The 14,850-nt window shown below is 66.1% G+C and carries 10 protein-coding genes and 1 pseudogene; 5 read left to right on the forward strand and 6 right to left on the reverse strand.

The genetic code is table 11. The features are described from left to right. From ACM0PK_RS01705 to ACM0PK_RS01725, 5 genes are all read left to right on the forward strand, one after another. Complete coding sequence (locus tag ACM0PK_RS01705; RefSeq protein WP_414607021.1) at nucleotides 1–2,985, forward strand: TonB-dependent receptor domain-containing protein; 2,985 nt, start codon at nucleotides 1–3, stop codon at nucleotides 2,983–2,985. Nucleotides 2,986–3,172: 187 nt separating this feature from the next. Continuing rightward, nucleotides 3,173–5,275 (forward strand): M13 family metallopeptidase, encoded by a 2,103-nt coding sequence (locus ACM0PK_RS01710; RefSeq protein ID WP_111201700.1) that lies wholly within the window; start codon nucleotides 3,173–3,175, stop codon nucleotides 5,273–5,275. A 220-nt stretch (nucleotides 5,276–5,495) separates the two neighbouring features. After that, on the forward strand, nucleotides 5,496–7,505 hold the full coding sequence (locus ACM0PK_RS01715; protein ID WP_111201701.1) for a M13 family metallopeptidase: 2,010 nt from the start codon (nucleotides 5,496–5,498) through the stop codon (nucleotides 7,503–7,505). 123 nt (nucleotides 7,506–7,628) lie between these two features. Further along, a complete protein-coding gene (locus ACM0PK_RS01720; RefSeq protein WP_414607022.1) occupies nucleotides 7,629–8,123 on the forward strand; it encodes a VOC family protein in 495 nt (164 codons plus the stop codon). A 73-nt stretch (nucleotides 8,124–8,196) separates the two neighbouring features. Continuing rightward, the gene (locus tag ACM0PK_RS01725) at nucleotides 8,197–9,780 is read left to right on the forward strand and encodes a phytoene desaturase family protein (protein WP_111201708.1); all 1,584 of its coding nucleotides are present in this window, start codon (nucleotides 8,197–8,199) and stop codon (nucleotides 9,778–9,780) included. Nucleotides 9,781–9,870: 90 nt separating this feature from the next. On the opposite strand, the gene ACM0PK_RS01730 is transcribed toward ACM0PK_RS01725, so the two are convergent. The 6 genes and pseudogenes from ACM0PK_RS01730 to ACM0PK_RS01755 all read right to left on the reverse strand — a co-directional run bounded on the left by ACM0PK_RS01730 (nucleotide 9,871) and on the right by ACM0PK_RS01755 (nucleotide 14,841). Next, entirely contained in the window at nucleotides 9,871–10,545 is a 675-nt protein-coding gene (locus ACM0PK_RS01730) for a rhomboid family intramembrane serine protease (protein ID WP_005410509.1), read from the reverse strand. A gap of 93 nt (nucleotides 10,546–10,638) precedes the next feature. Then, nucleotides 10,639–11,067, reverse strand: coding sequence for an MGMT family protein (locus tag ACM0PK_RS01735; RefSeq protein ID WP_404830527.1), 429 nt, complete (start codon nucleotides 11,065–11,067; stop codon nucleotides 10,639–10,641). Then, entirely contained in the window at nucleotides 10,974–11,894 is a 921-nt protein-coding gene (locus ACM0PK_RS01740) for a DMT family transporter (RefSeq protein WP_005418025.1), read from the reverse strand. The genes ACM0PK_RS01735 and ACM0PK_RS01740 overlap by 94 nt, the downstream gene beginning before the upstream one ends. A 159-nt stretch (nucleotides 11,895–12,053) precedes the next feature. Next, on the reverse strand, nucleotides 12,054–13,412 hold the full coding sequence (gene gorA, locus ACM0PK_RS01745; RefSeq protein ID WP_111201703.1) for a glutathione-disulfide reductase: 1,359 nt from the start codon (nucleotides 13,410–13,412) through the stop codon (nucleotides 12,054–12,056). Continuing rightward, a pseudogene (locus ACM0PK_RS01750) lies at nucleotides 13,409–13,561 on the reverse strand (amino acid dehydrogenase); the annotation flags it as partial. The pseudogene ACM0PK_RS01750 and the gene gorA, both read right to left, overlap by 4 nt. A 35-nt stretch (nucleotides 13,562–13,596) precedes the next feature. Next, complete coding sequence (locus ACM0PK_RS01755) at nucleotides 13,597–14,841, reverse strand: DUF418 domain-containing protein (protein WP_414607023.1); 1,245 nt, start codon at nucleotides 14,839–14,841, stop codon at nucleotides 13,597–13,599. Between the last annotated feature and the right edge of the window lie 9 nt (nucleotides 14,842–14,850).

Here is a 14,850-nt window from a genome sequence, read left to right on the forward strand (position 1 = left end):
ATGACGTACAACCGCCCACCTGGCCGTCACCCGCTCAGCAGCGCCCTGCTCGTCGGTCTGCTCGCCGTGGCCGCAGCACCTGCCTTCGCGCAGGAAGCCTCCTCCAACCCGATCGACCTCGATCGCGTCAGTGTGACCGGCTCGCGCATTGCGCGTACGGGCTTTGTGACCCCCTCGCCGGTCACGGCCATCACCGCCGAGGAGATTCGTGCCACCGGTGCGAACAACATCGGCGATCTGATGACGCGCCTGCCAGCACTGACACCGACCTACACGCTGGGCAACTCGACCCGCTTCATCGGCACCGCCGGCGTGGGTCTGATGGACCTGCGTGGCATGGGCACCTCGCGCACTCTCGTGCTGGTCAATGGCCGCCGCCACGTCGGCGCGACCTCGGGTTCCTCGGCCGTGGACGTCAACACCATCCCGGTGGAATGGATCGAGCGCGTGGAAGTGATCACCGGTGGTGCCTCGGCTGTGTACGGCGCCGACGCCGTGGCTGGCGTGGTCAACTTCATCATGAAGAAGTCCTTCGACGGCGCCGAAGTGCGCGGTCAGACCGGCATGGCCAGCGAAGGCGGCTTCAACCGCTCCTTCATCAGCGCCTCGGCCGGCACCGACTTCGCTGGTGGCCGCGGCAACGCCGCCGTCGCCCTTGAGTACAGCAAGCAGGACCGCTTCGTCCGCACCGACCGCGCCATCGGCAACGAGTTCCTGGTGTCGGTGCGCAACCCGAACTACGACAGCAGCAAGCCGTCCAGCGAAAGCAACCCGGAAACCGTGCTTGCAGGCCCGGGCGGCAACCACTCGATCTCCTTCGGCGGTACCTTCAACATTGGTACCTTCAACCCGAACAATCCGGCTACCTGGGGCAACCGCTATCAGTTCAACCCGGATGGCACCTTCCGCAAGCAGCGCTACGACGGCACCGTGGTCAGCGCAACCAGTTGCGTGAACTGTGATTTCGCCGACCTGAACTCGGTTGCCGACCTGCAGCCGAAGTTCGACCGCAAGAGCATCAACACGGTCGTCAACTTCGACCTGACCGACAACCACCGCCTGTACTTCGAGGGCAAGTACACCGAAACGGTGTCCGACTTCCTGGCACAGCCGTCGTTCGACCAGACCCTGCGCATCCAGCGCGATAACGCTTACGTGTCGCCGGAATTGCGTGCACTGATGACCAGCGCCGGCCTGAGCCAGCTAACCCTGAGCCGCTTCAACGTCGACGCCGGCCAGCGTGGTGAGCACGTGGAGCGCAACACCCAGCGCTTTGTGCTGGGCATGGAAGGCAACCTGACCGAGAACTGGACCTACGACGTTTACGGCAACTGGGGCCAGAGCGAAGTCAAGCGCTGGAACCTCAACAACCGTATCAACGAGCGTTGGCAGGCTGGCCTGGATACCGTGGTCAACCCGGCCACTGGCCAGATCGTCTGCCGCACCACGCTGAACCCGAACGCGACCAACCCCAACAACGGCAACCGCGTGTACTCGCAGTTCGCCCGCGAAGGCTGCGTGCCGTTCTCGGTGTTCGGCAACGGCGCGGTGACCCAAGCTGCACGTGACTGGATGAACGTCAATTCGTTCAACTACTCGCGCCTGCAGCAGTCGGTGTTCAGCGCATCGCTGGCCAACGGCTCGCTCTTCAGCCTGCCGGCCGGTGACGTCGGCGTGGCTGGTGGCGTTGAATACCGCCGCGAAAAGAGCCGCGAAATCACCGATCCGCTGGCCGCGCAGGGCCTGACCTTCCTCAACGCCATTCCCAACCGCATGGGCAAGTACGACGTGCGCGAGGCCTTCGTTGAAACCACCGTGCCGCTGCTGGCCGACATCCCGGGCATCTACAACCTGACCCTGGACGCCGCAGGCCGCTGGTCGGACTACAGCAGCATCGGCAAGACCACCACCTGGAAGGTGGGCCTGGACTGGACCATCATCCCGTCGCTGCGTGCCCGCGGCACCCTGTCGCAGGCGGTGCGCGCACCGAGCATCGGTGAGCTGTACAACCCGCAGAGCGAAAACTTCGCCACGGTCAACGACCCCTGCAACTACCTGGCCACCAACCCGAACCGCCCGAACACCGCGGCGGACCCGGCACTGCGCCAGGCCAACTGCTCGGCGCTGGGCGTGCCGGTCGGCTGGGTCGACACCTACACTGCCACCCGCCCGGGCGTCAGCGGCGGCAATCCGGACCTGAAGCCGGAACGCGCACGCAGCTTCACCTATGGCCTGGTCTGGCAGCCAGATTTCCTGCAGGGCTTCGGCATGTCCATCGACTACTGGTGGATCAGCTTGAAGGACGCCATTGGTGCGGTGACCGCGCAGACCAATGCAACCCGTTGCGTGGATTCGCCGGGGGGGATCAACAACAGCTTCTGCGGCTTCATCGAACGCGCACCGGTGGGCGGCAAGACCGATGCTGGCGGCCGCACCTTCCCGGAATACTCGATCAGCCGCTGGGTTGCGCTGAACGAAAACCTCGCCCGCTCGCGTCGCGTCGGCGTCGATCTGGAAATGGACTACCGCTTCAAGCTGGCCGAGGGTGACACCGTCATCCGCCTGGTGGGCACCCGTCTGCTGCAGTCGCGCGAGTGGGCCTTCCAGGCCTTCCCGAACGAGTACGACGAGAACGTCACCTGGGTGACCGATCCGCGCTGGCGTGGCCAGCTGCAGACCAAGTACTCGCTGGGCCAGTGGCGCGCGTCGTGGGACATGACCTACGTCGGCCCGAACCTGCGTGTGCAGCCGAAGAGCTACCAGGCCAACCCGGGACAGACCAGCCCGATCCGCAACGGCTCGTACACGTACCACAACTTCCAGTTCGGCTACCGCTTCCCGGGTGACAAGATCGACGTCTACCTGGGCATCGACAATGCCTTCGACAAGGATCCGCCGGTGAACTACTTCGGCTCCGACGTCGGTTCGGCGATGTACGACAACATCGGCCGTTACATGTACATGGGCGCCACCTACAAGTTCTGATCCATCCAGAACCGCAACACCCGACAGACCCGGCTTTTGCCGGGTCTGCCTTTTCCGGGCCCGGCAAAAGCCCTTGCGCCCGACCATGACCTTCGACACCCTTGCAGGTCTGGCCGGCGGCGTATCGTTCGGCCCACGGTCGCACCTGCGGCCACTCCCTGACTCACTCGGCCCGGAGGCCATTCAAGTGACCCGTACTCCCAAGATCGTGCTGCTGACCCTGGCCGTTTCGGCCGCGCTGGTCGGCTGCGGCAAGACTGAAACCCCGGCCAAGGACGCCGCCGCCTCCGCCCCGGCCACCGCCGAAGCCACCACCTATAAGCTGGACGAGAGCAAGCTGCCGGCCTACAACGCCTTCCAGCCGAGCGACCTGGACACCACCAAGGACGCCTGCACCGCCTTTGGCGACTACGTCAACAGCAAGTGGCTGGCCGCCAATGAAATCCCGGGCGACCGCACCAGCTGGGGCGCGTTCACCATCCTCGACGAGCGCTCGGTGGCCGTGCAGCACCAGCTGGCCGAACAGGTCGCGCAGGTCAAGAACCCGAACCACATCGAGAAGATCGTCGGCGACCTGTGGGCGACCGGCATGGACGAAGCGAAGATCAACGCGCAGGGCATCGAGCCGCTGAAGGCCGACCTGGCGGCGATCGACGGCCTGCAGGACAAGGCGGCGATCGCCAACTACCTGCGCACCAGCGCCGCCAAGGGTGACAACGTCCTGTTCGGCTTCGGCGCCGAAGCGGACTTCAAGAACTCGACCATGAACATGGCCTACGCCAGCCAGGGCGGCCTGGGCCTGCCGGATACCACCTATTACACCGATGCCAAGAACGCCGACAAGCTGAAGGCCTACCAGGCACACGTCGCCAAGGTGCTGGAGCTGTCCGGCGTCGCCGCGGCCGACGCGGCCAAGCAGGCCGAGGACGTGGTCAAGTTCGAAACCCGCCTGGCCAAGGCCTCCAAGTCGCGCGTCGAGCTGTCGCGCAACGTCGAGCTGTACTACAACCCGGTCACCCTGGCCGACGCCGACAAGCTGACCCCGAACTTCAGCTGGACCGAGTTCTTCAAGTCGCAGGGCGTGGCCGCGCCGGAGAAGTTCTCGCTGGCCATGCCGGCTTTCCATGAGGAAGTGAGCAAGGCGCTGGGCGATACCGATCCGTCGGTGTGGCGCGCCTACCTGCGCTTCCACACCGTGGACAGTGCCTCGCCGTACCTGGCTGACGCCTTCGTGCAGGAGAACTACGAGTTCTACGGCAAGACCCTCAACGGCCAGAAGGAACAGAAGCCGCGCTGGAAGCGCGTGCTGGGCACCATCGAGAATGATGCCGGTGAAGCCTTCGGCCAGCTGTACGTGAAGGTTGCCTTCTCGCCGGAAGCCAAGGCGAAGATGGAAGAACTGGTGAAGAACCTGGCCGCCGCGCTGAAGGACCGCATCCAGGGCCTGAGCTGGATGAGCGAGGAAACCAAGGCCAAGGCCATCGCCAAGTGGGAGACCTTCACCCCGAAGATCGGTTACCCGGACAAGTGGCGCGACTGGTCGGGCCTGCAGACCCAGCGCGACAGCTTCCTCGGCAACGTGCGCGCGGCCAACGAGTTCAACTACAAGTTCAACCTGTCCAAGATCGGCAAGCCGGTGGACAAGACCGAGTGGGGCATGACCCCGCAGACCGTCAACGCCTACTACAACCCGCTGCAGAACGAGATCGTGTTCCCGGCCGCCATCCTGCAGCCGCCATTCTTCGATCCGAAGGCCGACGACGCGCTGAACTACGGCGGCATCGGTGCGGTGATCGGCCATGAAATGACCCACGGTTACGACGACCAGGGTGCACGCTTCGGGCCGACCGGCAACATGGAAGACTGGTGGACCCCGGCCGACAAGAAGAACTTCGAAGGCCTCACCGGCAAGCTGGTCAAGCAGTTCGACCAGTACAAGGTCGACGGCCAGGCGGTGAACGGCCACCTGACCCTGGGCGAGAACATCGCCGACCTGGGTGGCCTGGCCACCGCCTACGACGCCCTGCAGAAGGCCTCCGCCGGCAAGGAAGATGCGAAGGTCGATGGCTTCACCCGAGACCAGCGCTTCTTCTTCAACTGGGCCACCGTGTGGCGCACCAAGTACACCCCGGAAAACGCCAAGGTCCGCCTGGCCACCGACCCGCACGCCCCGGCGCAGTTCCGTGCCATGGGTGCGCCGTCGAACCTGCCGACCTTCGCCGCCGCGTTCCAGTGCAAGGCCGGTTCGCCGATGGCCCGCACCGGCGAGCAGCAGGTGGTGATCTGGTAAGTCCTGGCTGACGCTGTTGCAGACCTGCAAAGGCCCGGGAATTCCCGGGCCTTTGTTTTCCGGGTGTCTTTCATCCACGCATGGCGTGGATCTACTGATCCCGGCGCTCCCCGGTAGCTGCCGACCTTGGTCGGCGAATGCACCGCGACGCGTGCATCCCGCGCCCATGCCTGGCTTGCTATAGTGCGCGCGCCCTCAATCCATCACGGATTCGTTCCACATGCCCAACTTCCGTCCGCTTGCCATCGCCCTGGGCATCAGCCTGGCGACTCTGGTCCCGACCCAAGATGCGTTTGCCGCCGCCAAGAAGAAGGCCGCACGCGCCCCGGCCGTCAGCGCCCAGTGCAGCGACTTCTACGACGCCACCAATGCAGGCTGGCTGAAGGCCAACCCGGTGCCGCAGACCGGCGCCGTCACCGCGCTGGGACAGCTGGTTGACCGCAGCCGCCAGCAGCAGCGTGAACTGCTCGACGCCGCGATGAAGTCGCCGCAGGGCAATGTGCAGAAGCTGCTGGGTGACTTCTGGGCCAGCGGCCTTGACGAAGCCGCCGTGGAAGCGGACGGTTCCAATCCAATCGCCCCGCTGCTGACCCGCATCAACGCCATCAAGAAGGCCAAGGATGTGCCGGCCTCGATCGCCGCGCTGCACCAGGTGGGCATCCCGGTCGCCTTCAACTTCGGCCCTGACGTCGACCTGAAGGCACTGGACCGCCACATCGGTTACTTCATGCAGGGCGGCATGGGCCTGCCGGATCCGGCGTTCTATACCCGCACCGACGCCGATACCGTGGCGCTGATGGGCCGCTACCGCAACTACGTCAAGCAGATCCTGGCGCTGACCGGCACCCCGGCGGCCAAGCTGGATGCCGAATCGCAGGCGGTGATCGCGCTGGAGACCGAGCTGGCGCGCAACGCGCAGTCGCTGGCCGGCATCAACAACCCGTTCAACAACTACGCGCCGATCTCCACAAAGGAGCTCAACAGCCGCTACCGCAACCTGCAGCTGGACGCGTTCCTGAAGGCACAGGGCGTGGATGACGACCTGGTCTCGCTGGCCGATCCGGGCCTGTTCAAGCAGCTCGATGGCATGGTCACCAAGCTCAAGCCGGACCAGTGGAAAGCCTACCTGCGCTGGCGCGTGGGCGACTCGATGGCGCCGTACCTGTCCAAGGCCTACCGCGACGCCGAGTTCGAATTCCGTGGCCGCGTGCTGCGCGGCGAAACCCTGCCACCGCAGCGCTGGGAAAGCGTGCTCGATGCGATCAACGTGGCCGCCGGCCCGATGGTCGGCCGCGAGTACGCCGCCCGCTACCTGTCGGCCGAAGATCGTCGCCAGGCCGCATGGATCGTCGACAAGGTGCGCGAAGTACAGATCGAGGCGGTAAAGAACAGCAGCTGGATGAGTGCCGAAGCCAAGACCGAAGCGCAGGCCAAGCTGGCTGCGCTGAAGATCGAGATCGGCACTCCACTGCGCGACCTGGACTACAGCGTGCAGCCGATGGGGCGCGGCTCGTTTGGTGGCAACATGCTGATTGCATCGACCTGGCGCCACCGCGAGGAAATGAAGCGCATCGGCAAGGGCAATGCCGACCGCCGCTGGGACGTGCTGCCGCAGCAGCCGTCGCTGGCCTACGACCTGGCGCAGAACCGCCTGATCGTCACCGCCGCGATCCTGCAGGGCCCGGTGTTCAACGCCAAGGCCGACGCCGCCGACAAGTTCGGCAGCTTCGGGGGCCTGGTCGGCCACGAGCTGACCCGTGCGATCGATGCCAAGGGCGCTCTGGTCGATGCCAAGGGTGAGCTGCGCAGCTGGTGGACCCCGGCCGACAAGACCGCCTGGACCCTGCTCGGCAATCGCGTGGCCGCGCAGTACAGCGCCTACGACTTCCCGGGCGTGAAGGGTGCCAAGGTCAACGGCACGCTCACCCAGGAAGAAAACCTGGCCGACATCGCCGGCCTGGAACTGGCATGGGCGGCGTATGCCGCGCAGGAGCCGAAGGCCAAGCAGGCACAGCAGCAGGGCTTCTTCCGCGCCTGGTCGACGCTGTGGGCACAGCAGCTGTCGCCGAACGAGGCCGCGCGCCGCCTGACTGCCGACATCCGCGCACCGGGCCTGTGGCGCAGCAACGGCACGCTGGCCAACCTGCCGGCGTTCGGTGCCACCTTCAGTTGCAAGGCCGGGCAGCCGATGCAGCGCAGCGAAGCCGACCAGATCAAGGTCTGGCGCTGAGCCCGCGGCCGCACTGTTAGTACAAAGGGCGCCTTCGGGCGCTCTTTTTTTGCGGGTGCAGCACGATCCCGGGTTAACACTGCGCGTGCTATCGCTGCGGCTTCGTCCAACGTGGAGCCGGACATGGCACACAAGAACACGATCTGTATCTGGTACGACAACGGCGCGCTCGAGGCCGCCACCTTCTATGCCAACACCTTTCCCGACAGCGCGGTGACCGCTGTCCACCACGCCCCGGGCGACTACCCGGACGGCAAGGAAGGCAACGTACTGACGGTCGAATTCACGGTCTGCGGCATCCCCTGCGTCGGCCTCAACGGCGGCACCGCGTTCAAGCACAGCGAAGCCTTCTCCTTCCAGATCCAGACCGAGGGCCAAGCCGAGACTGACCGCTTGTGGGACGCCATCGTCAGCAACGGCGGGCAGGAGAGCCAGTGCGGTTGGTGCAAGGACCGATGGGGCGTTTCCTGGCAGATCAGCCCACGCATGCTGATCGAAGCGGTGACCAGCCAGGACAAGGCACTGGCCAAGCGCGCCTTCAACGCGATGATGCCGATGAAGAAGATCGACATCGCCACCATCGAAGCGGCAATCCAAAAAGGGGACGGAGGGGATTAAGTCGTTTCTTCCCCCCTGTGCGCAGATGCGGATTGCGACTTAATTCCCTCCGTCCCCTTTTTCCGAGGTGCTGATGTCCTGGGATGCGATCATCATCGGTGGCGGCCACAACGGCCTGGTCTGCGCGGCCTATCTCGCACGCGCTGGCAAGAAGGTGCTGGTGCTGGAACGTCGTGGCGTTCTCGGCGGCGCGGCGGTCACCGAGGAATTCCACCCCGGGTTCCGCAACTCGGTGGCGTCCTACACGGTGTCATTGCTGCAGCCGAAGGTGATCGACGACCTGCAGCTGCATGCGCATGGGCTGCGCATCATCAATCGCCCGGCCAACAACTTCCTGCCATTGCCGGACGGCCGCTACCTGCTGTCCGCACCGGGCCGCACCCAGGCCGAGGTCGCGAAGTTTTCCGAGCGGGATGCACAGCGGCTACCCGAATACGAAGCGCGCCTGGAGATCTTCGCCGACGTGCTGCGCGCCTGGGCCCTGCGCGCGCCCCCGGACTTGGGCGTGGCGGGTGGTTGGCGTGCGTTGCCTGCGCTGTGGCAGATGGGTCGTCTTGGTCGTGAACTGGCCACGCTGGATGCCTCGCTGCGGCAGGAGCTGCTGGACCTGTTCACGCTGTCGGCAGCCGAGTATCTGGATCGCTGGTTCGAAAGCGAACCGATCAAGGCGCTGTTCGGCTTCGATGGCATCGTCGGCAACTACGCAAGCCCCTATACACCGGGCAGTGCCTACGTACTGCTGCACCACGTGTTCGGCCAGTGCAATGGCCTGAAAGGTGCGTGGGGCCATGCGATCGGTGGCATGGGCGCGATCAGCCAGGCCATCGCCACTGCCGCGCGGGAGGCCGGCGCTGAGCTGCGCGTGGATGCCGGTGTGCAACGCCTGCTGATCGAGCAGGGTCGTGTCGTGGGCGTGGCGCTGGCCAACGGCGAAATCCTGCGCGCACGCGCGATGATCGCCAACGTCAATCCAAAGCTGCTGTACGAGCAGATGCTGGCACCGGAGCAGGTACCGGACGCAACGCGCGAACGCATGGCGAACTGGCGCTGCGGTTCGGGCACGTTCCGGATGAATGTCGCGCTGTCGCAGCTGCCGGACTTCCGCGCTCTGCCCGGTCCCGGCGATCACCTCAGCGCCGGGATCATCATGGCCCCCAGCCTGGATTACATGGACCGTGCCTGGCTGGATGCGCGTCGCAATGGCTGGTCACGCGAACCGATCGTGGAAATGCTCATTCCCAGCACGCTGGACGATTCGCTGGCGCCGCCCGGGCAGCATGTGGCCAGCCTGTTCTGCCAGCACGTGGCGCCCGTGCTGCCCGGTGGGCGTCACTGGGATGATCATCGTGAAACGGTGGCCGATCTGATGATCGCCACCGTTGAACGATATGCGCCGGGTTTCGCTGGCAGCGTACTGGGCCGCCAGGTGCTGTCACCGCTGGATCTGGAGCGCACCTTCGGCCTGATCGGCGGCGACATCTTCCACGGAGCGCTCAGTGCCAACCAGTTGTTCTCGGCACGGCCGATGGTTGGCCAGGCTGGCTATCGTGGTGCCCTGCCCGGCCTGTATCTGTGCGGGTCGGGAACACATCCCGGGGGCGGCGTGACCGGCGCGCCAGGTCACAATGCGGCGCAGGTAGTGTTGCAGGATCTGTGAGGGCGTGCCAACCAAGGTTGGCACCTACCCGCGTGGGAGAAGGCGTGCCGACCAACGGTCGGCACCTACAGCGTCAAATGATCCTTCGGATCATTTGACGCTGCGCAGATGGTTCGGGCGCTTCGGTGGGCCGGGCGGTCGGCGCTTGTTGAACGGCGGCTGGCCGCGCCAGTAGCGGATCAGCAACCAGCCGAACAGCATGCCGCCGAGGTGCGCGAAGTGGGCCACGCCCGGCTGCCAGCCGGTCATGCCCAGCACCAGTTCGCCCACGCCGAACAGGATCACGAAGGTGCGCGCCTTCATCGGGATTGGTGGGAACAGCAGCATCACCCGCTGGTTCGGGAACAGCATGCCGTAGGCCAGCAGCAGGCCGAACACGCCGCCAGAGGCACCCAGCACCGTGGCCGGGTTCTCCAGCAGCGTACCCACCAGCAGCTGGCAGACACCGGCACCGGCCACGCAGACCAGGTAATACAGCAGGAAGCGCTTCTCGCCCCAGGTCTGCTCCAGTGGCGCACCGAACATGAAGACCGCCAGCATGTTGAAGAACAGGTGGCCGAAGCTGCCATGCAGGAAGCCATAGGTCAGCAGCTGCCAAGGCTGGAAGTTGCCACCCGGCGAGAACGCATCGAAGCCCTGCTGCAGCGGTTGCAGCATGAACGGCTCAAAGGTCTGCATGCCGAGCAGGAACGGCTGCTGCAGCAGGAACAGGATCGCGTTGGCGATCAGCAGGGCCTTGGTGACGGTTGGCAGTCGCGGGAACATGGGAGCACCGGCATGGAACGACCTCCATCATAGCCGCCGCACCGCGCCTTGTTGGCGACCCGCAGGTCCGGCCTGTTCAGTCGCCAGCGGCGCTCAGCCCGGCCCCCATACGGCAGCATCCAGCGCTACCGCCGGATCGGTCGTGGGCATCTGCACCCGGCCGTTCTCAACCACCACGCCCTCGGCACGCAGCCGCTGCGACTGCTCGCGCCAGCCCGCCGACCCTTCTTCCATGGCGATGCGCCCATCCGAGCGCAGCACGCGGTGCCAGGGCAGGTCCGGGTCGTCGTTCTGGCCCAGGATGCGCGCGGTCAGGCGTGCACGCCCGGGCAGGCCCGCGCGCATCGCCACCTGGCCGTAGCCCATCACCTGCCCCGCCGGGATCGCGCGGATCACCGCCAGGATGCGCGCACGCGCCTGCTCCGGCGTCAGCGCCGCAGGCGGGTCACCAGCAGAACGCCGATCAGCACCAGCACGGTGCCGGCGATCTGTGCCGGCCCCATCGGTTCGTCGAGCAGCCATAGGCTCATCACGATGGTGGAAACAGGGCCCAGCATACCGACCTGTGCGGCCAGCGACGAACCCACGCGCTGCACCGCCAACATGATCGCCAGCACCGGCAGCACCGTGCAGACAGTGGCATTGACCAGCGACAGCCACTGTACCGGCGCCGGTGCCTGCCACAGCAGTGGCAGCGGATGGGTCACCGCGAAATGCAGCAGCACCAGCACGCTGGCCACGCAGCTGGCATAGGCCGTCAGCCGCACTGCACCGATGCGCGCGACCACCTGCCCGCTGCCGAACAGGTACAGCGCGTAGCTGAGCGCACTGCCCAGCACCAGCAGGCTGCCGACGATGATCTGCCCACCTTCGCGCTGCAGATCGTGGCCAAAGGCCAGCAGCACGCCCAGATAGCTCAGCACCAGCGCGCCGATCTGCCAGCGGCCCGGCCGCTGCCGTGCCAGCAGCACGTTGATCAGCAACACCAGGGTCGGGTTCAAGTAAAGAATCAGCCGCTCCAGGGTCACGCTGATGTACTGCAGGCCCTGGAAATCGAGCAGGCTGGACAGGTAGTAGCCGGTGAAGCCCAGCCACAGCACGCGGGCGCGGTCGGCCCAGGACAGCGGCTCTGCCCGGCGCGCAGCCCACAGTGCCATCAGCACGAACAGCGGCAGCGCCATCAGCATGCGCAGGGCGAGCAGCGAGGTGGCATCGACGCCATGACGCAGGCCGAGCTTGACAATGATGGCCTTGCCGGAGGCGGCGATGGCGCCGATCGCGGCCAGGCCGATACCCCCCAGCGCGATGCGGGGGGAAGCCGTAGCGATGCGGGAAGCGGGCGTGGACATCAGGACGACGGCGGGCCGCGCAGAGCGGCCCGGTAAGGCGTGGGGGCGCCCATTGTCGCACGGGCGCCCCCGGTGCCCTGTAGAGCCGAGCCTGCGTTCGGCTTCGCCAAGCCTGGGCGAAAAGCAGCCGAGCGTGGGCTCGGCTCTACAACTGCGGGCTCAGCGCATCAGCACCACTTCCTCGGCCGAGGTCGGGTGGATCGCCACGGTGTCGTCGAACTGGGCCTTGGTCGCGCCCATCTTCACCGCCACCGCGAAGCCCTGCAGGATCTCGTCGGCCGCTTCGCCCAGCAGGTGGATACCCACCACGCGCTCCTCCGGGCCCGCGCACACCATCTTGAACAGGCTGCGCTGGGTGCCGTTGGCCAGCGCCTGCAGCATCGGGCGGAAACGGCTGTGGTAAACGCTCACCTGGTCAAAACGCGCGCGCGCTTCTTCTTCGCTCATGCCCACTGCACCCAGCGGCGGGTGCGAGAACACCACGCTGGCCACGTTCTCGTAATCCATCTTCGATTGCGGACGTCCACCGAACAGGCGGTCCATCAGCCGCCGTGAAGCGGCCACCGCCACCGGCGTCAGGCCGACCTTGCCAGCGATGTCGCCCACCGCGTGCACGCTCGGCACAGAGGTGGTCTGCCATTCGTCCACCTCCACCTGCTGGTGCTCGCCGATGCCGATGCCCAGCTCTTCCAGGCCCAGGTCGCGACTGTTGCCACGCCGGCCGGTGGCGAAGAACACTGCATCGAACACGCTGTCGAGCGGGCCATCATGACCGAACGCACGTACGCGTTCGCCATCGCGCTGCAGTTCGCGCAGGCGATAGCCGAAATGGATGCGCACGCCCTGCTGCTTCAGGTTCTCGGCCAGCTGATCGGTCAGCTCGTAATCGAAGCGATCCAGCAGCCGCTGGCCCCGCACCAGCAGGCTCACCTTGCTGCCCAGTGCCTGCAGCAACCCGGCCAGTTCCACCGCGATGTAGCCACCACCAATGATCGCCACCTCGGCCGGTGCCGCACGCAGATCGAAGAAATCATCGGAAACCAGGCCCAGTTCCGCGCCGGGAATATCCGGGCGCAGCGGATGCGCGCCGGTGGCGATCAGGATGTGCTCGGCGCTGTAATGCACGCCGTCACTGCAGGCCACGGTATGCGCATCGAGCAGACGGCCGCGCGCAGGGATGCGCACCACGCCGGTTTCATCCAGGCGCTTGTGGTAGCTGGTGTGGATGTTGGTGATGTAGGCCTGGCGATGGATCACCAGCTCCTTCCACGACAGCGCCGGGCGTGCCTCGACATCGAAGCCCATCGCATTGGCCAGGCCGATGCGCTCGTGAAGATCGGCCGCCAGCCACATCGCCTTCTTCGGCACGCAGCCAACATTGACACAGGTACCGCCCAGTTCGCCCGGTTCCAGCATCGCCACGCGCTTGCCATGCTGCGCTGCACGGATGGCACCGGCCAGGCCGGCGGAACCGCCGCCAAGGACGATCAGGTCGTAATCATAAGGTGCAGTGCTCATCGGAATCGCTCGGGTCGGTAAGGGGCAGGATCGATCGCTGGCGTGCGGCCGCAGACGAGATCGGCGATCAGCTGGCCGGTGCCGGCGCTCATGCTGATGCCGAGCATGCCATGCCCCGCTGCAAGCCAGACGTGAGGATGCGCGGGCGCGCGGCCGATCAGCTCAGCGCATGCGCGCCCATCGCTCACCCCTGCTCCGTCCTGCGCCGCACCGGTGGCCACTGCCAATAGGTCATCGCACGCCATACCCACTCGATCGGGCCGAAGCGGAAATGGCGCAGCCACAGGTGCGAGAAGACCACCTGCGCGGCAAACAGCAGCAGCGCGAACAACAGCTGCACGCTGCGCGGCATCATCTCGAACCTGCCCAGGCCATAGTGGTAGAAGGTCCAGGTACACAGCAGCGACTGACCAAGATAGTGGGTCAGCGCCATGCGCCCGACCGGTGCCAGCCAGGCCAACCGCGCACGCCAATGCACGATCCACGCGAGGTAACCCAGGCACATCGGCAGGCCACCGATCGTCACCAGCGCCATCGCCGCTGTCACCGGCAGGCCGTAGGCACCCGGCGCCAGGTAGGGCTTCCAGGCAATACCCAGCAGCGTGACCACAAGGCCCAGCGGCAGTGCCCCCCAACGCAGCACCGCGTACAGCCGCGGAAAGCGCTCCGGCGTCGCCAACGCGCCGCTGGCGGCGAACCAGCTGCCGATCAGGAACATGCCCAGCACTTCCGGACCGGTGATCAGCAGCGCGCCCATCGAGGTGCCGAACTCGCTCAGGCGCTGCACAGTGGCCTGCGCCCAGCTGCCCTGCCCGTACACCTGCCGCTGCAGGTCGATGCTCTGCTGCGCCTCGGCAAGCATGCCCCGCACTTCTTCGGCCGAAGCCATCGACACCATCGCGCCCACCAGCAGCATCAGCGCAACGCCGCCCAGATAGACGATCACGCCCATCCACGGCAGCCAGCTGCGCGGCGCCTCGCGGCAGGCCAGCAACGGCAACGAGACCAACGCGTACATCACCAGGATGTCGCCGGACCAGACCAGCAGCGCGTGGCACAGGCCGATCAGCAGCAAGCCAGCGCTGCGGCGCAGGTAGAACGGGGTGAAGTCGCGCCCGGCGGCCTCAGCGCGCTGCGCCATCACCGCGAAGCCGGCGCCGAACAGCAGCGAGAACAGGGTGAAGAACTTGCCCTGCACGAACACGTACACAAAGGCATCGGCCCAGTAGTCGATGCCCTGCCAATGCACGTCGATGCCGGTGAAGGCCAGGTCCAGCGGTCCGCTGAAGGCCTCGATGTTCATCAGCAGGATGCCCAGCAGCGCGGCACCGCGCAGCACGTCCAGCACGGCGATGCGTTCGCCGGAAGCGACCGGCTGCAGGGAAGGAGAAGCGGCGTTCACGGGGCGTCCGTCAGGCAGGTCCGCCATTATGCCGCC

Source organism: Stenotrophomonas sp. FR010 (assembly GCF_047520755.2).
Classification (GTDB): domain Bacteria; phylum Pseudomonadota; class Gammaproteobacteria; order Xanthomonadales; family Xanthomonadaceae; genus Stenotrophomonas; species Stenotrophomonas sepilia.